This window comes from Paenibacillus sp. 203, assembly GCF_037027525.1.
Classification (GTDB): domain Bacteria; phylum Bacillota; class Bacilli; order Paenibacillales; family Paenibacillaceae; genus Paenibacillus; species Paenibacillus polymyxa_B.
Genome location: NZ_JAXCHD010000010.1, coordinates 173,480 through 190,738 on the forward strand (window position 1 = coordinate 173,480; position 17,259 = coordinate 190,738).

Genomic DNA, 17,259 nt, shown 5'->3' on the forward strand with positions numbered 1-17,259 from the left:
GCATTCTCTCTTGTAAGAGTATTACAAGAGCGGCAATGCGAGCTTTTTGCGTAAAATGAGCCATTTGTCCCTCCATAAATATAGGTTTCTAAGAGAAGGGTGGATTTTAAATAAATATTATGGTTTTTACTAAATTTAACTAAACAAAGATGATCCTTATTCACTAAGTGCTCGTACTCCGTACATTTTTATGAAGTTAATTAGACCCAGTGCCATACTTCCCAGGTGAAAAAAGACCCTATTATATCGTTGTCAACGTACTGATATCTGAAATGCAGGGTGTGCAATCCGACTTAAATCCACGTTATACTTTAAAAGACAGTTTATTTAAATCCAAATGGTGGTTGTAGTATTTCGAGAAAGGAATGATCTGTATGAGTCAAACAGATGAATATCGTTTTCAAGTGAACTTGGGCGGTATGATTGATATTTTGGCCAATCATTTATATAGCAGTCCACGAGTGTTTATACGTGAGGTTCTGCAAAATGCAACAGATGCGATCACGGCTCGCAAGGAGCTGCGGAAGGTTGCTGCTGAAAGTAATGTATTACAAGAAGACAAGGCCCTTGAAGATACAGCTTCTGAGAGTAACGACTATGAAGGTAAAGTCATCGTGGAGTTATCTGGTTCCGGGGAGCACCAGGTATTGATGATTCAGGATAACGGCATTGGATTGTCAGAAGAAGACATTCACCGTTTTTTGTCGATCATCGGTCAGTCTTCCAAGAAGGGAGCCGATTTGCTGGCTTCTGAGACTTCGTTTATCGGACGCTTTGGGATCGGGTTACTATCCTGCTTTATGGTGAGCGATGAAATTGTAGTGCTGACCCGCTCGGTGAAGGAAGGCATCTCCATGGAATGGAGAGGGAAGCCGGATGGGACGTATACAATTCGTCGATTGGAAACCGAGCTGCCTGTAGGGACGCAAATTTATCTGCGCTGCAAGCCGGGAAGTGAGTTTTATTATGAGCCAGCGCATGTAGAGGAGTCTTTATTCTATTATGGGGCGTTGCTGCCGTATCCGGTCATGCTGTCTGTAGATGGGGAGACCAAGCGCGTCAATCTTCCATCGACGAGCTGGATGCAGGACCCAGAACAATTACGGAGTCGCCGTAGTGAGGTACTGGATTTAGGCTATCGTCTGATGGGCGAGCGCTTCAGTGATTTTATACCGTTGCGGACGGCATCGGGCAGAACAGGCGGGATTGCATTCATTTTGCCTCGCAGTGTTAATCTGAACAGCAAGCGGCTGCATCGGGTGTACTTGAAGCATATGCTGGTGTCCGACAAGGCGGAAAATGTTTTGCCGGAATGGGCATTCTTCATTAAAAGTCTGATTTGGACAGATGAATTGCAACCAACGGCATCACGTGAGTATTTTTATGAAAATGAGCAGCTTGACGATGTTCGTTCTGAACTGGGAACCTGTATTCGGGAAGAACTGCTACGCATGGCACAGTATGAGCCAGACCGTTTGCAGCACTGGATTCGTTTGCATGAGCTGTCCATGAAGGCGCTCGCCGTGGAGGATGATGAATTTTTGCGGATAATGTACCGTTGGTTTTCCTTCGAAAGTACATTTGGGCGGCGTGAGCTGAAAGAACTGATCCGAGAGGCGGGCGGACGTCCGTTGCATTACACATCGACAGTAGATGAGTATCGTCAGATTACGCATGTGGCGGCGGCGCAATCCATGTTGGTGATCAATGGCGGCTATATTTATGATTCAGACATTTTGGAAAAGCTGCATTGGATTGACTCTAACCTGCAAACAGAGCGTCTTAGCCCTGAGGAAGTATCTCTTTCATTTACCGGGCTAACACAGGAAGAACGCGAGAATTATTACGGTGTGCTACGTGTCATGGATGCTGCTTTGCAGCCGATGCGTTGCCGCGCTGAGTTGAAGCGTTTTGAGCCTGCGAGTTTGCCAGTGTTGTATACCATTTCTCAGGATGCACTGACCTTGCGCTCCATGGAAAACACGGTTGAGGAGACAACCTCACTTTTTTCCAATGTGCTTGATAGTCTGAAAGCAGGAGTCCAGCAAAATTCGGGCTATTCCACCTTATACTTTAATCTGAACAACCCGGTGGTGGCGCGGATTCTTGAAGCTACCGATACGCAGATGGTCACGGCAGCTACAGAAATGATGTATGTGAATGCGCTTATGATGGGGCACTACCCGATGAACCGCAGTGAGTTGGGACTGATGAATCGGAGTGTACTGCATTTTATCAATTGGGGATTAGGGAACGGACAAAATGCGTAATTACGTAATTATAGGGGGAGCCAAATGGAAGATACGATATATGAATTGATGGAACAGGCGCAGGATCTGCCCGGGGGTGCAGCAAAGCTGGCGATTCTGGAAGAAGCTGTCCGCTTGGCAGACACATCCGGGTTGAAGGAACTTGCTTATGAAATCCGGGGAGAGATTGTGGACTGCGCTATTTTTAACGGATATCCGTTGAAGTCGCTGATTGCTTTTTCGTGGCAGCTCGGCCAATTTGATCAAAATCCAGAGGAATACGACGCAGATGAGCTGTTGTGGAATTACAAATGGATACTCGGGAAGGTGTGCAGCTTTTCCAATATATCAAAGACTCAAATAGAAGATCTGGCGGAGGATATGCGCAGACGTTATGCCGAATATGGGTATAATGAGCGTCCATATTACTATTATAAGTTCCGCATCGCGATGGACATGGGCGAACTGGATGAAGCACGGCGATATCTGGATACCTTCCGCTTGGTCGAGCGGGACAGTATGAGTGATTGTGAGGCCTGCGAACAGAGCCAGATGGTACGGTTCTATTATTTGACCGGAGAAGACGAGCAGGCGCTTGCCGTGGCAAAACCGATTTTGTCGGGACGGATGAAATGTGCAGAAGTACCGCATGTGACGCTTTCTCAGGTGCTGTTGCCGCTTTATCGTCAAGGCGAGGTTGATCAGGCAAAGGACAATCATCGCAAAGGCTATCGCCTAATTCGAGATAACCGCGACTTCCTGAAAACGATAGCGGAGCATATCGAATATTTGGCGATTGCCGATCCAATTCAAGGAATCGAAGTGGTAGAGCGTCATCTACATATGGCGTTGGACTATGAGAGCGGGCTGGAGCAGATGTATTTTTACGCGACGATGGTGAGTCTACTGCAAAAGTTGGATACTTCGGGAGAAAAACGGTTGATCCGGTTGCCGGCTTCCTTGGAATGGGCTAGAGAGGATCGCACATTGGCAGAAATCATTGCGTATTTTAGGCCACTGGCAGAGTCAGCGGCGGCTGATTTTGATCGACGGAACGGGAATACGTTTTATTCCGATTGGATCGGGAAAATTGTTCAAACGGCATAGAAGAAGGGGTAGCTGTGACGAATACTTTATACAGCCCAAACAATGAGCAGGTATAATGTTCCTGTGAAATGACAGGAGGGGTTATGTTGTGACTGTAACCGAAAAGGTGATTAATTTCGCACACCGCGGAGCTTCTGGTGTATGTCCCGAGAATACGATGGCGGCATTCCGCCACGCCTTGGAACTGGGAGCAACAGGTATAGAAACGGATGTGCAGCGCACCCAAGATGGGCATCTGGTGCTGATTCACGATGAGTCGCTGAAGCGTACGACAGGTTGCTCACTGGATGTAAAGGATATTACGCTAGAAGAATTAAATAAACTGGATGCGGGCAGCTGGTTTGATGAGAAATTCCGAGGTGAGCGGGTCCCGATGCTGGATGAGCTACTGGAACTAGCCCAGTCCTCGAATACAATTATTAATTTAGAGTTGAAAAATAGCATTTATCTCTATCCGGGAATGGAGGAAGAGGTCATTGCTGCCGTGAAGCGTTTTGGGTTGGAACAGCGGGTAATCATATCCAGCTTCAATCACGAATCGCTGGCGCTCTGTGCGCAGCTTGCTCCTGAAATCAAGACGGGGGCGCTGTATATCGAAATTATGGTTCGTCCATCGGAGTATGCCACCCAATTCGGGGTTACAGCACTTCATGCCTACAAACAAGTTGTTACACCAGAAGCTGTATCAGAGGCTTTGGCATTAGGCGTCGTCTACCACCCATGGACGGTGAATGAACCGGAAGAAATGAAGCGTCTGCTGGAGGCCGGGGTGAACGGCATCATCACGGACTATCCTGATCGGTTGGCGCATTTATTGGCTGTTCGCTCTTCCTAAGTCGAAACACACAGCGGAACTGCGACTTAGGTTTGCAGGGATATGACTGTGGCTATTTATTGAAGCAAAAAAGGCTCTCCTGTACGCACTCGTTTTTACGAGGCGAGGGAGGGCCTTTTTTGCCTTAAGCCGAAGAGCGTATCATCCACGATGACCTTGATTCCTTTCTACTTGATGCCGAGCCGCATGCGATAACTGAACAGGATATCTAGTGTTCTGCCCTGAAAATGATTCTCTACCAGCTTCACGAAGCGGGCTATATCGTCGTCAAGCGCTCGATTGCTAAGTTTGAAGAGACTTTGAATACCCCCTTGGCTGAGAGCGAGCCCTGTATAGCGAGCTGTGTCACACTGCTCACGGTTATGGAAGTCAATCTCCCGGGTATATCGGAATTGTCCGCTGCGGTGCAGATTAGCTAAATGCTGGTCCTTGCTCCATTTATGAGCTTGTTGCTCTACTGGGGCTTCCTGTTCCAAAAGGGTATCCGCTTTGGTGATAAGCTCTGTATAAGCTTGCTCTATCTGCCATTGCAGCACCGGAGGCCAGTCACAGTCAAAGGCTGCAAACACGCCGCCCTGAGCCAAGACCCTGCCCGCTTCCTGAAGCGTGCTCTCGGGGTCCATCCAGTGAAAGGATTGAGAGCAGGTAATGACGTCTACAGTTCCGTCTTCAAAGGGCAGGTTGTTGGAGAACCCGCTTTTGAAGGAAATGGTTTCTGCCATTGTCGTTCCTGCTGTCTCCAGCTTGTGCTGTGCTTTTCCTCTCATGTCCGGGTTAGGCTCGATACCGACGATTTGCCGAGCGGCGTTTTCCCATATGAAAGTTGAAAGTCCTGTACCGCAGCCAATATCGGCAACTAGCTCTACGTTTCGCTCCAGATAGCGGCTGATGATTTCCACGACGAGTGACGGCGCTTCCGGGCGGTGCTGATCGTAGTTGTCGGCAAAACCGTTGAAACGATCCACATTACTTTGCAGATTTCCCTCAGGGATCATAGGTCCTTTTCCTCCTTAGTTTCGACTGGGCGGCCGTGTAGATTCAAATGCTGATGTACTCCTATATTGTACAAGTTTATATGTTCATCCATCTACTCTCGTGATTTCACAGCACCCGTCGGATTTCGGAGGGAGGAAATTACCCTATTTTATCATTGAAGCAAGTGCCCACTCGCGCATCATGGAGTCAAGCATCGGACGCAAATCTTCGCGTTGCATACCCATGTGGAGCACGGCTTCCAGATATCCAGCTTTATCTCCAATATCATAACGTGTGCCTTCCAGCTCTAATGCGAGCAGTTGGTTCTGCAATGCTACTTGATGAAGGGCATCTGTCAATTGGTATTCACCGCCCGCTCCAGTGGACAGGTTTTCCAATATAGAGAAAATGGAAGGCTCCAACACATACCGACCAATGACTGCCTGCCGCGAAGGAGCCTCTGCCGGAGAAGGTTTTTCAACAAGTCCACCGACTTCATGAATGAGACCGTTCTGGTGAGTGGAGTCAATAATGCCGTATTTACTTACATCCTGTTCTTCCACTGTGCGCACGCCGACCACTTGCTTGCCAGTCGCTTCGTAAACATCCATCATTTGACGAATCGCCGGGGTGGAGGAATTCATAATATCATCGCCCAGCAACACGGCGAAGGGCTCATCGCCAATGAACTGACGAGCGCAGCTGACCGCATGTCCCAGGCCGAGGGGTTCTTTTTGACGGATATAGTGAATGACTGCTTTACCCCCGATGCTTTGAACTTCACGTAGGAGATCATATTTACCTTTGCTCTCCAGTACCTGCTCCAACTCCACAGACTTGTCAAAATGATCCTCGATGGCTTTTTTATTACGCCCCGTTACGATAATGATGCTCTCAATTCCGGACTTGATGGCTTCTTCTACGATATATTGAATAGCTGGCTTGTCTACGATTGGAAGCATCTCTTTCGGTAAAGCTTTCGTAGCTGGTAGAAAACGGGTTCCTAATCCGGCGGCTGGAATAACAGCTTTTGTAATTTTTCTCATAGAAACTCACTTTCCTTTCGTGATGGGGAACCGAATACCCAGTATCGGCTCCCGATATAATTGATGATCATTCCGGCTGCGGTCGCGATCAGCTTGCTTAAAGCAAGTGGCAGCTCGGTTCCAGTGTGAAGCACTTGCAGTAATAAGGAGGTTATCCCCAAAACGATCAGGTTGATGACGATAAATTTAGGTAATTGACGCTTATTAGTGTCGTTTGATAGTTGTTTGTTGAATGTCCATTTGCTGTTCAAAATATAACTGTTGGCTGTGCCGCAGCTGTACGAAATGATCTGCGCCACAATAACCGGTACCCCGACCCAAGCCAGCAGCATAAAAATGATATAATCTACACCCGTATTCACCAGACCTACGATGCCAAATCGGATCATAGGAAGCAGTTGGGCCATGCGACTTTTCATGGGTTAGGCTCCATGACCGGATTTAGGTCCGGTATATACTGCACTGTTGCCGCGCACTGTGCGTCCTGCCGAAATCAGGCTATCACGGGCTCCTTGCATGTACAGGGATTCACGGGGTTCAGGGGCTTTCATAGCATGTGTCGGACCGTTTTCGTATTGTCCACCCAGATGCTCACGGACAATGTAAAGCGGACGTGCTTTGGTTTCGTCATAAATCCGTCCAACATATTCACCCATAATACCGAGAATGATCAGGATCACCCCGTCGAAGATCAGGCTGATGCTAATCATAGACGACCAGCCCTTCATCACATAGGAATCGGTGAAAAAGTTGAGAAACAATACGTACATCAGATACAGGAAGCCGGACATGGATAGAAGTGCGCCGATATACCCTGCCAGCTTAAGCGGTTTAATCGAAAAGGATGTGATCCCGTCCAGACTGAGCTTGATCATTCGTTTCAACGGATACTTGGTTTCGCCTGCGAGCCGCTCGTCACGCTCATATTCTACAGCAGTTTGTTTGAACCCGATCCAGCTGACCAGTCCACGAACGAATCTGTTATTTTCCGGTAGCCGTTTCAATTCTTCTATGACCTTGCGATCCATTAGGCGGAAGTCCCCGGTGTCGACCGGGATATTAATATCCGTTGATGCTTTAAGTACACGGTAAAAGAGGCTGGCAGACCATTTTTTGAAGCGAGTTTCGCCATTGCGTTTGAGCCGTTTGGCGTAGACCACCTCATAGCCTTCCTTCCACTTGTTAGCCATCTCAACAATCAGTTCCGGCGGGTCCTGGAGGTCGGCGTCAATGACGACGACCGCCTCTCCCACCGCATAATCCATCCCGGCGGTAATCGCTAGCTGATGACCAAAATTGCGAGAGAAATCAATCAATACAATGGTGTCATCTCTGAGACTGAATTCCTTGATCAATTGGACGCTGCGGTCCAAACTTCCATCATTTACGAAGATCAGCTCGTAGGGCTCACCCATTGAGCCCATGACTTGTTTCAGCCTCCGGTAGGTTTCCGTAATAACGGCTTCCTCGTTGTACATCGGAATAACTATGGAATAACGGATAGGTTCACTCATTTGTAGTTCCTCCTCATTTTATAATGTGATTTCGTATAAAGTACCGCTTCCACCACGTTCGTCTCCGCCAGGGCCACCTTGACCATCCTGGGCGTTTGCATTGCTGTTTGTGGTGTCGCTTCCGCTCTCGGTTGCTTTAACGTCTGTACTTGTTTCGCCTGTTGTTGTTTTCCATTCATCTGTAGGGATCACTTTGCCGTGTTCTTTGATCCATGCAGTGACTTCAGAGTTACCGCCGTCCGGTCCGCCGCCTCCACCAGAAATCATGAAGTACTTCACTTGGCCGCTTTCGACCAGCGCCTTGATTTTATCGACGGTATAGACTGGATCGGAAGATACAAAACCGTTCATAATAATTACTTTTTGTCCGGCCTCGACCAGGTAAGGAGCAGCCGTTGAATAATTACTTGCTGCGAAAAGGTAGGTTTCACCTGTGTTGTTTTTTTGCAAATAGCTCAACGTTTTTTGATCTAAACTTTGGCTACCGTTGGGTCCCCCCATTCCTCTGGAACGGGTAGAAGATTTTTGTTCCGTGTCTGTACTTGTTTGTGTGCTTGAAGTATTTCCATCAGGACTGGAATTCTCTACATTATTGGTCTGGTTATTCGTTTGAGTTCCTTCGGCTTGTTGTCCATTAGCGCTCTGGCCTCTAGTGCGATCATTGCCACCCGGCATTCCGCCACCCCCGCCGCCAAATTGAGTCGGTCCGGCTTGTGGAATCATGCTGTTCCCCCCGTAGACGATCGGTGTCAATGCCCAGTACACAGGGCCGATAAACATAGCGAGTACACTTGCAATGATGGCGAATCTTGTGAACTTCTCAGATTTTATTCGTGCTACTACCAGTAGCGCCGTGCCGATGATCCCTAGGATCAATACCGCGATGGACCAGCCGCTACCAATGGTATCGTTGTAATTTTGCAAAACAAACCAGCTAAATACCGAGGTTGCCAATACTGCGGCGGGTAACAGCCAGGAGAGCCAGTTGGAACGCTCACGATACTGCTTCCACAATTCTACGAATCCTGCTCCAAAGAGCGCTGCAATTGGTGGTGCGAGCATAATCAGGTAATAATGATGAAAGAATCCTGCTACGCTGAAAAATGCAGCTACGGGAATCAACCAGGCCAGCCAGAAGATGACATCTTTGTGCTTTTGTGTGATATTACGACGTCGAATGCTTGCAAGCAGACCGATGGAAGCGATCAATGCGAATGGAAGCAACCAGCTGGCTTGACCTGACAGGGAAGATTGGAACAACCGCAAAGGTCCTTTTTCGCCAGTGCCGAACATGCCACCACCGGAATTTCCTCCCGGTCCACCGCCAGGACCACCCTGGCCACCTTGCCCGTTGCCGCCAAATCCACCCGGTGGCATTTGACCACCTGCACCGAATCCGCCTGCTGCCATGTTGTTGGCACCAGAGTCACCCGTAGTGGTAGTACTGTCCGATGATGTAGTCGTCTGAGCCTGATCCGTGCTCGTATTGCCGCTATTCGTTGTAGCGTTATTGTTCCGATCCATGCGCTCTCCGCCACGATTGCCACCTGTACCCTGATCTCCTGTCAGACGGGACAGGCCGTTATAACCAAAGGCCAAATTCAGTACAGAATTGGTACCGCTACTCCCCATATAAGGGCGTTCATCTGCTGGAGTGGAGTCCACTACGACTGCCCAGGAGAGCGATACGATCAGGAGGACAACTGCTGATCCTACCAGTGTTACTGCTTTTCGCTTCCAGTTAAACTTGGAAGCCAGCAAATAGAACAAACCCAGTGCGGGAACGATCATATAGGCTTGCAACATTTTTTCGTTAAAGGCGATGCCTACGACTGCGAAAGCAGCAAGGATCAGCCCGGTTTTGCTATTTCTAATGCCTCTGAACAATAGCCATGTTGCGAGCAACAGTGTGAAGACCAACATAGCGTCGATGTTATTCGTGCGGCTAACCGCTACGGCTATCGGTGTCGTTGCCATGGCGAAGGCGGCCAATCGTGCGGCCATCGTACCGAAGCTCGGTTTGACGAGTAAGTAAACGAGCAAGACCGATCCGACCTGAGCTAGCGCCTGTGGCAAGATAACGCTCCATCCGTGAAGCCCGAATATATAGGCGCTCAGTGTCTGAATCCAGAACACCACAGGCGGTTTGTCTACCGTTACTGATCCGGCAGAATCAAGTGAGGCGAAAAAGAAGTTGTGAAAGCTCTGTAGCATGCTTGCTACGGCCGTCGTATAGTAGGTGTTTACATATTTGTCTTGCCAGATGTTGTATCCGTTCAAAAATGCGGATATCAGCATAATGATGATCAGGGGGATGTCCGCCCTGGTCTTAAACCATTTCTTAATCATGTTCATTCCACTCCCTGTGAAAATTCTTTGTATTTATTCCGTTGTTCTAGCCGCTATCTTCAGGACTGCGGAATGACCAGTCGCTTCTGATCTTGGCCCGGTGAACTACCGGCTTGCTATTATCATGTCATACGTACCTTAATGGGTTCTGAGCGCTCCCTGAACGTTAGCTGAAAGCTGAGCAGAGGTGCTTTTTTTGCAACAGGATTCAGGTATATTAGATACAGGTAAAAAATGAACCGACTTTTTTATGAGAAAAATGCGGCAACATGAAAGGGAAGATTAAATAATGAATCCAATACACGGAGTTAAAATTATGCTGGCAGATGATGAGCCTCATATTTTGCAATTTTTAGAGCTTGGACTGATTAATGAAGGATACGAAGTCAGAACCGCCGAGAACGGGAGTGAAGCGCTCGATTTGGCAAGAGAGTTTCGTCCGCATGTAGCGGTGCTGGATGTGATGATGCCGGAAATGAACGGTTTTGAGGTGTGCCAAAGTCTCAAGGAGACGGAGGATAACATCGCGGTTATTATGCTGACCGCCAAGGATGATGTAGACGATCGGGTAAAGGGTTTGAAAATCGGCGCGGATGACTATGTCGTGAAGCCCTTCAGTTTTAATGAGTTGCTGGCTCGCATTGAAGCACGCCTGCGCAATCAGTTCCCCGATCTACTGGGCGAAGTGGTTCACGGACCCTTTCAAGTGGATGATCGACGGAAGGAAATTCGTTATCAGAGTCAGGTGCTGGAGCTGTCGCCTACCGAATATGAACTATTGAAGTTTCTGGTGCTAAACCACGGGATTGTGCTGAGTAAAAGTCGTATACTGGACAGGGTATGGGGGTACGATTTTGGGGGCGAGGATAATATTGTTGAAGTGTACATCCGCTCCTTACGTGAAAAACTCAAAGACAAGGAGCACCGGGTCATTCGTACGCTGCGCGGTGTGGGATACCGGGTGGATCTGCTATGAAGGCGGGCGGGAAAAGTCGGAGAAAATATGCGCTCCGTTCTCTCCGGTCCCAGCTTTTAGCCAGAACGTTACTCATTTTGGCTTTACTGCTCGTATTAATTGGTTTTCTACAATATTTTCTGATGAAAGATTTTCTGTATCGCAGTCGGGCAGAAGCTATGGATACGCAGCTGAATTCAATTCCTGCCGATTTATTGATTAAGGATTCACAGGAGCAGAGTGGGGTAACCGCTCCCCAAGAACAAACTAATCGGAGGAATAATCGACCGGGGCCGTTTTTGTTCTGGCCGGATATGTCGCTCGCTTCTATAGATATAGATGGCACCTTCCAGAGCTTGTCCAACGAAAACGGGCTTAAGCCGCCACGTCTCACCATTGAGCAATATCATGCGATGCAGCAGAGCAAACGTATGCGTCACGGCTATCAATTAATCACGGATGCTCAGGGGAAAGAGCAACTGGTTGTATTCCGTCCGCTCGGTCCACCTGACCGTTCGTCCGGTTTACTTCAAATGGGCGTATCCACGAATTCTATGCAAGAGCAGTTGATTAACCAGCTCCGCACCTTTATTTTATTGTCACTGATTGCGCTTGCGATTGGGTTGGCGCTTATGCTTCCTGTGCTGCGACGCACGTTGGTCCCCCTTTCCAGGATGGTCGAGGCAGTCAAACGTATTGATGCGGGCAATCTGGCCGAGCGCTTTGACGCAGAGCAGGGGCAGTATGAGGTGGATCGTTTGGCAGTTTCATTTAACGGGATGCTGGAACGGTTGGAGCATTCGTTTGCTGCCGAACGGGAATTGCAGATGCAGATGAGACGATTTATTGCGGATGCTTCCCATGAACTGCGCACCCCGCTCACATCTATTCACGGTTTCTTGGAAGTGCTGCTTCGTGGAGCAGCATCTAATCCGAAGCAGCTTCAATCGGCACTAGAAAGTATGTACGGTGAATCCAAGCGGATGAATAAACTGGTCTCTGATTTACTATTGTTGGCTAAGCTGGACCGAACACCGGAGTTGAAACTGGAGGACATACCACTAGATGCGTTGCTGTTGGAAATGAAACCGCAGCTCCTTATGCTGGCAGGTACACGTAAGGTAGTTTTTGATATGACGGCAGGTATACGGGTGTTGGCAGAGGGGGATAAAATCAAGCAGGTAGTGCTCAACCTGTTTCATAATGCTGTTCAGCATACTGATATGGAAAGAGGTGTGATCCAGGTAAACCTGTCTGCAGGTAAGAAGTTGGTGGATATCCAAATTCGTGATAACGGACCAGGCATGAGTAAAGAACAGTTGGAGCGGATATTTGAGCGTTTTTATCGTGGAGATGAATCGCGTACACGTAGCTCAGGCGGGGCGGGCCTTGGTCTGGCCATTACACAGTCTATCGTGGAAGCACACGGCGGGAACATTACGGCTGAAAGCACACCGGGAACGGGAAGTGTATTCAAAGTAACGCTACCTTTAGCGGGAACAGTATAGTTTTTAAGATTATGGCGTAACATAAAAATAGCCCCCCGAACCGCAGCTTTGGTTATAACACGGCTCGGGAGGCTTTTCTATTGTTAGTTAATCAGCGAAGCTTTTTGTAAAAGTACATGTAGCACCTTGGCAGATGCCTCACGGGTTGTAGGTGCATTCGGCTGGAAGTAGGAGGAACCTTTAATCGCTTCTCCGTTGATGATACCTGCTGCACTTACTTTTTCAATACTGTCCTTGGCATAGCCTGCAAAGGATGAAGCATCATGGTACGGTGTACGTGCAGGGCCATCGGCTGTAGCTTTGATTTGAAGCAGGTCTACAGCTTTACCCAGCACGACAGCAATTTCTTGACGACTGATATTAGCGTTCGGATCAAACTTGTCGCTGCTGCGGCCCGTAATCAATCCTGCTTCATAAGCGGCTGCTACATCGCCGGAGTACCAGCTACCTGCCGGGATATCACTGAATGGTGCAGCAGTACCTGGTGTCAGGCCGAGTGCTCGGGTTATCAGGGCTGCAAATTCTGCACGCGTCACGTTCTTCTTCGGTGAGAAAGTCGTGTCAGTCGTGCCGTTAATCAGCAACTTGTTCGCCAGTGATTGAATTTCCGATTGGGCATACGACGATGAAATATCTTCAAAGCTAACGGGACGTGTCGCCGCTGCATACGTCGAGAAGCCCGGACGGCTTACCTTGACGACGGTAGATCCATCAGCCTGCTTGGTGAAGACGGATGGAACGGGATAGACATTTTCATTTGCCGTATAGAGTACACCGGCTGTATTGGAATCAATTTGACCAGGTACGGTAAAGGATCTGCTAATAAACTGTCCTGGAGCAACTTTGAGCGATTGACTCTTGCCACCAGTGACAACATTAGCTTCAAACCCTACCGGGGTGCCGATCACATTGGAGCCTTTCAGCTTACTTGTAAAAGTGCTTCTCGCCTCTGTCTGGCTGCTGATTACCACTTCAATGCTTGCACCAGCAGGAACATTTTTCAGAGCGGATACTGGCAAAGCCAGAGAAGAACCTGTATTGCTTACAATCAAGCTGCTTCCTGCTGAAGCCTTGCCCAACGTTACCAGTTGTGTGGAAGTGAGCGATGCCTTCGTCGTTTGGCCTGCTTGGCTAGTAGCCGACAGTACAATAGCTGTCGGGCTGGAACCTGCTGCTGTCACGGCAGCCTGCAAATCTGCATCGGTTACTGTCAGCGACTGTACATTATTGTTCAATGCAACGGCTGTAGTGATAGTTTTAACAGCCTGTCCTTGTTTCACAACGCTTTGAAGTGAAGGTGCAGATGTAGGGACAGGAGTGGATGTGTTCGTTGTAGCAGAAGGTGTAGTATTGCTTCTGCCGCCACCTCCACCACCTCCGCCTCCACCACTACCGCTAGATGCGGCGCTATTATCCACGCGAATAGCTTTAGTGGCGGTGAAGAGTTTAGGACCTTTAGTAGTACTCTCGACTTCGCCTTTTGCATTCAGCTCCGGAGCGCTGACTTCCAGCTTGTATACGCCGTCCTTCAAATGCTGAATCACGGGCTGACCATTAGCATCCAGAATGGGTTTTCCCTTGTCATCTAATTCGACGTAACTTCCGTCAATATCCTTGAAGGAATATGCGCCTTGTTTGAGGCGAGCGTTGGCTCCTTGTTCTTTGGAAGTCGTAATGCCGTCAATAAGACCAATTAATTTATCATCTACGCCGTATACATAAAGCGCGATCTGGTTGGTTTTATCTGTGGTCAGGCGGAATGCCAAATCTGTTGAACGTTGAGCACCTGTACGACTCGGATAAATAATCGGGTTGGTGACACTCAAGTCCTGCAAGCCGAAGCCAGTTGTAGGATTTTCTTTGCCCACATGAACGACGAACGGCAGATGAAGTGTTGGCAGTCCGGCGCTTTTCAGAATAACTTCCCCTTCATATACACCTGTGGCTGCACCCGAATTTGGTTGTACAGACAGGAAGAACGGTTGCGATTTACCCGGTTCTGCCGAGATTGCTCCATTCGCGCCGACACCTTGCAACTGAACGGCAATGTTGCTCACGTCAGGTGTAGCAATCGGTTGAGTTGGATCAGAAGTTACATTATCATGTAAAACGGTGCTGGCTTCATATTGCACAGTGTTAGCTGACAAGTTTTTGAGTTGAAGCTGAATCTGCTTAGCATCACTACCAGGTCGTAACACCCCGAAGCTGGCAGAAGGATTATAATTCACAACCTCCTGCCGATTAAAGTTTTTGTCGAGAATCGTAATCTTTTCGACGGTTTCCAGCAGGGCTGGCGTCTGAATCGCATTAGCGATGTTTACAAGGCCTGCACCTTGGGAATACACATCATATTGGATTTTATCCTCATCAAAGAGTGTAACCGAAGTGTTTGCCAGAGCAGCGCGGATATCAAACGGTGTCCAGTTTGGATGCTGTTGCTTCAGCAGCACAGCAAGTCCAGCCACATGTGGAGACGCCATACTTGTACCGTTGCTACGTTTGTAAGCCTGCTCATACGATGCATCTGGATAGAACTTGGCGAAAGCAGGGTAGGTTGATAAAATGCCAACACCTGGTGCGCTCACGTCCGGTTTGATACTGAGCAGTTCATCTCCGTTCGGTCCGCGGGAGCTGAAATCGGCCATGGTATTACCTGCATTATCTGTGCGAATATAGTCTGCTCCAAAGGAAACTGAGAACTTTTCTCCAGCGTTGTCTACGATTTGTTTAGCCAGTGCACGGCCTTCCTTACCTTTCATGTCAAAGGTTGGAATAAAGTCAAAGCTGTCACCCAAATTGGAATTAACATAGTCATCGCGACCTGAAATACTTTCCCCTAAATCAGCTTTGGTGATGTCGCCCGCTTTCGTATTCCCATTAAAAACGATAACAGCCTTCGCGCCGTTTTTTTTCGCATTTGTGATTTTATCCACGAATGCCAAGTTGCCGCGTGAAACGAGGACGATTTTTCCTGCTACGTCTTTCCCTTCAAAATCATCAGGTTGTCCCAGATTCGCATATACGAGCTCATAAGGGGCAGTTCCCAAAATGGAGGCAAAGTCTTCTCTGCCTGTCTCCCAGCCCATCAAATTAAAATCATAATGTGCATAAGCATCATTAGTTACGGTCTTTTTCAATTCACCGTTAGCCTCCCAATAGGTGTCACGGGTGACCGAAGCTGTACCCGAGAAGCTTTTGCTCGGCGAAGTAGCTGCACCGACGGAAATCGCCAGCTGTGATGTTGCGGGAGAACCCATGGAATAAAAATAGGGGCCTTCCTGTGCCGCATTACCATTCGCTATGACCGCGACTACGCCGGAAAGTACAGCATTATTAATAGCAATGGAATCTGGGGAGTTCGGGTCCTTTTCGGAATCCGAGCCCAGCGACAGGTTAATGACGTTCATACCATCTTTGACAGCGTGTTCAATGCCATCAATGACCTGTGCGGAGGAACCGGAGGAACGACCCGTCTTGGTATTGCGTCCAAGCACTTTATACACGTATAAGTCCGATTTATAGGCAATACCCTTTTGTACAATATCTGAGGATTTATTTGCGGCTTTACCGGCAATCGTGCCGGAGACGTGAGTACCATGTGTCGTTCCGCTAAAACCTGTGCCGTATGGGTCATTCTCTTTTTCAAGGAACGGTTCCTCGTAAGGGTCGTTGTCCTGTTCAAAAGAGTCATATCCGCCTTTATAGGCTTCTTTCAAATCCGGATGCTCATAATCGATACCGGTATCAATAACCCCGACCTTGATTCCCTCGCCATTCAATCCTTTGGCCCAGGCTTCAGGAACACCAATCTGGTCCAGCGGTGCGTTATCATAAGTGGCTTCACTGGCTGTAAGTGTTGGCGGGTCCTGTACGGGGATGGAATAATACGTTTTGTTTTCATGAATGGATTTTACGCCTGGCAGTTTAGCCAGTGCTGGAATCTTATTGGCCGGCAATGTGACCTCCAAGCCGTTAAGCACCGTGTTGTACTGGTAATTCACCTGGAGAGAAATACCATGCTCAGCGGCTTGGTCCACGAACGTAGTTTGCTCGGTGGCAATCGCGGATTCCGCTTTTTGCTCAGATTGAGCTGTGAAAGCTTGGACGCCTGAACGTGCCGCATATTTGTCCACGGCTAAGGGCTCACCATCAAGTTGTACGATGACTCTGACCTGGCGGGAAGAGTCTGTGCTTAGCTCTGGCGAAATGAAGGCCGGAGCCGCCTCAATAGTCAATGCTTGCTGAGCTTCCAAAAATGAGTTGAGTTGTAGATCTGCGGTAGCAGCAGAACTGACAGACGGCAGAGACAAGCTTACCGTCAAGGCAAGAGCGAGTGATACGACAGGTATTTTTTTCAAAATGATCGGCTTTTTCAAAGATTTCCCTCTTTTCAATCAAAATATGATATGTCTACATACTAGGATTTGAAGCCACTGCCGTTGTTCTCACGCCTCCCTTAATATCTAAAATAATAGAATTGACCACTGGTGACTAACTTGCCAGTTTTGAGGCATATCTTACCATATTGGTGGGATATATTACTATATGTTTTTTATATTTTTAGAAAAAATAAGGGTAACATTACATGTAGATTCCATGGAAATGTTATGAATTTACTAGATTATTTTTGAAAACAATCAAAGGGGAATGGGAGAATGCGAGATTTAATGATATAATCTGCATTGGAATTGTTGAGGTTTCACAATCATGTAAAATGCCTA

Annotated in this window: 11 protein-coding genes; 5 read left to right on the top strand and 6 right to left on the bottom strand. The window is 48.1% G+C overall.

From position 1 onward, the window contains the following. The first annotated feature begins 374 nt into the window (after nucleotides 1–374). From WA407_RS21515 to WA407_RS21525, 3 genes are all read left to right on the top strand, one after another. Nucleotides 375–2,270, top strand: coding sequence for an HSP90 family protein (locus tag WA407_RS21515; RefSeq protein ID WP_061830705.1), 1,896 nt, complete (start codon nucleotides 375–377; stop codon nucleotides 2,268–2,270). 24 nt (nucleotides 2,271–2,294) lie between these two features. Continuing rightward, nucleotides 2,295–3,356: a hypothetical protein gene (locus WA407_RS21520; protein ID WP_336078328.1), complete on the top strand. Its 1,062-nt coding sequence runs from the start codon at nucleotides 2,295–2,297 to the stop codon at nucleotides 3,354–3,356. Between the two features lie 88 nt (nucleotides 3,357–3,444). Further along, entirely contained in the window at nucleotides 3,445–4,191 is a 747-nt protein-coding gene (locus tag WA407_RS21525) for a glycerophosphodiester phosphodiesterase (protein ID WP_165179626.1), read from the top strand. Between the two features lie 167 nt (nucleotides 4,192–4,358). Here WA407_RS21525 and WA407_RS21530 read toward each other — a convergent pair whose 3' ends face one another. The 5 genes from WA407_RS21530 to WA407_RS21550 form a co-directional block, all read right to left on the bottom strand. Next, nucleotides 4,359–5,186, bottom strand: a complete 828-nt coding sequence (locus WA407_RS21530; protein ID WP_336078329.1) for a class I SAM-dependent methyltransferase — start codon at nucleotides 5,184–5,186, stop codon at nucleotides 4,359–4,361. Nucleotides 5,187–5,330: 144 nt separating this feature from the next. Next, nucleotides 5,331–6,212: a UTP--glucose-1-phosphate uridylyltransferase GalU gene (galU, locus tag WA407_RS21535; protein WP_025723867.1), complete on the bottom strand. Its 882-nt coding sequence runs from the start codon at nucleotides 6,210–6,212 to the stop codon at nucleotides 5,331–5,333. Then, entirely contained in the window at nucleotides 6,209–6,631 is a 423-nt protein-coding gene (locus tag WA407_RS21540; protein WP_061830697.1) for a GtrA family protein, read from the bottom strand. Before WA407_RS21540 ends, galU begins: the two co-directional genes overlap by 4 nt. Nucleotides 6,632–6,634: 3 nt before the next feature. Next, complete coding sequence (locus WA407_RS21545) at nucleotides 6,635–7,726, bottom strand: glycosyltransferase family 2 protein (RefSeq protein ID WP_336078331.1); 1,092 nt, start codon at nucleotides 7,724–7,726, stop codon at nucleotides 6,635–6,637. Between the two features lie 18 nt (nucleotides 7,727–7,744). Then, nucleotides 7,745–10,075, bottom strand: a complete 2,331-nt coding sequence (locus tag WA407_RS21550) for a glycosyltransferase family 39 protein (RefSeq protein ID WP_336078332.1) — start codon at nucleotides 10,073–10,075, stop codon at nucleotides 7,745–7,747. A gap of 289 nt (nucleotides 10,076–10,364) precedes the next feature. On the opposite strand from WA407_RS21550, the gene WA407_RS21555 reads away from it, so the two are divergent. Together WA407_RS21555 and WA407_RS21560 are read left to right on the top strand one after the other, a co-directional pair. After that, complete coding sequence (locus WA407_RS21555; RefSeq protein WP_061830691.1) at nucleotides 10,365–11,051, top strand: response regulator transcription factor; 687 nt, start codon at nucleotides 10,365–10,367, stop codon at nucleotides 11,049–11,051. Beyond that, nucleotides 11,048–12,538 carry a sensor histidine kinase gene (locus WA407_RS21560; protein ID WP_336078334.1) on the top strand — a complete coding sequence of 497 codons (1,491 nt, stop codon included), beginning with the start codon at nucleotides 11,048–11,050 and terminating at the stop codon, nucleotides 12,536–12,538. Before WA407_RS21555 ends, WA407_RS21560 begins: the two co-directional genes overlap by 4 nt. Nucleotides 12,539–12,621: 83 nt before the next feature. Here the strand turns inward: WA407_RS21560 and WA407_RS21565 are convergent, their stop codons facing one another. Continuing rightward, nucleotides 12,622–16,914: a S8 family serine peptidase gene (locus tag WA407_RS21565; RefSeq protein ID WP_336078335.1), complete on the bottom strand. Its 4,293-nt coding sequence runs from the start codon at nucleotides 16,912–16,914 to the stop codon at nucleotides 12,622–12,624. Nucleotides 16,915–17,259 lie beyond the last annotated feature (345 nt).

Excerpts from the sequence above, each read along its gene's own strand:
- WA407_RS21560 (WP_336078334.1), top strand. The coding sequence starts at position 11,048 with ATGAAGGCGGGCGGGAAAAGTCGGAGAAAATATGCGCTCCGTTCTCTC.
- WA407_RS21540 (WP_061830697.1), bottom strand. The coding sequence starts at position 6,631 with ATGAAAAGTCGCATGGCCCAACTGCTTCCTATGATCCGATTTGGCATC.
- WA407_RS21515 (WP_061830705.1), top strand. The coding sequence starts at position 375 with ATGAGTCAAACAGATGAATATCGTTTTCAAGTGAACTTGGGCGGTATG.
- WA407_RS21555 (WP_061830691.1), top strand. The coding sequence starts at position 10,365 with ATGAATCCAATACACGGAGTTAAAATTATGCTGGCAGATGATGAGCCT.
- WA407_RS21545 (WP_336078331.1), bottom strand. The coding sequence starts at position 7,726 with ATGAGTGAACCTATCCGTTATTCCATAGTTATTCCGATGTACAACGAG.
- WA407_RS21550 (WP_336078332.1), bottom strand. The coding sequence starts at position 10,075 with ATGATTAAGAAATGGTTTAAGACCAGGGCGGACATCCCCCTGATCATC.
- WA407_RS21530 (WP_336078329.1), bottom strand. The coding sequence starts at position 5,186 with ATGATCCCTGAGGGAAATCTGCAAAGTAATGTGGATCGTTTCAACGGT.
- galU (WP_025723867.1), bottom strand. The coding sequence starts at position 6,212 with ATGAGAAAAATTACAAAAGCTGTTATTCCAGCCGCCGGATTAGGAACC.
- WA407_RS21520 (WP_336078328.1), top strand. The coding sequence starts at position 2,295 with ATGGAAGATACGATATATGAATTGATGGAACAGGCGCAGGATCTGCCC.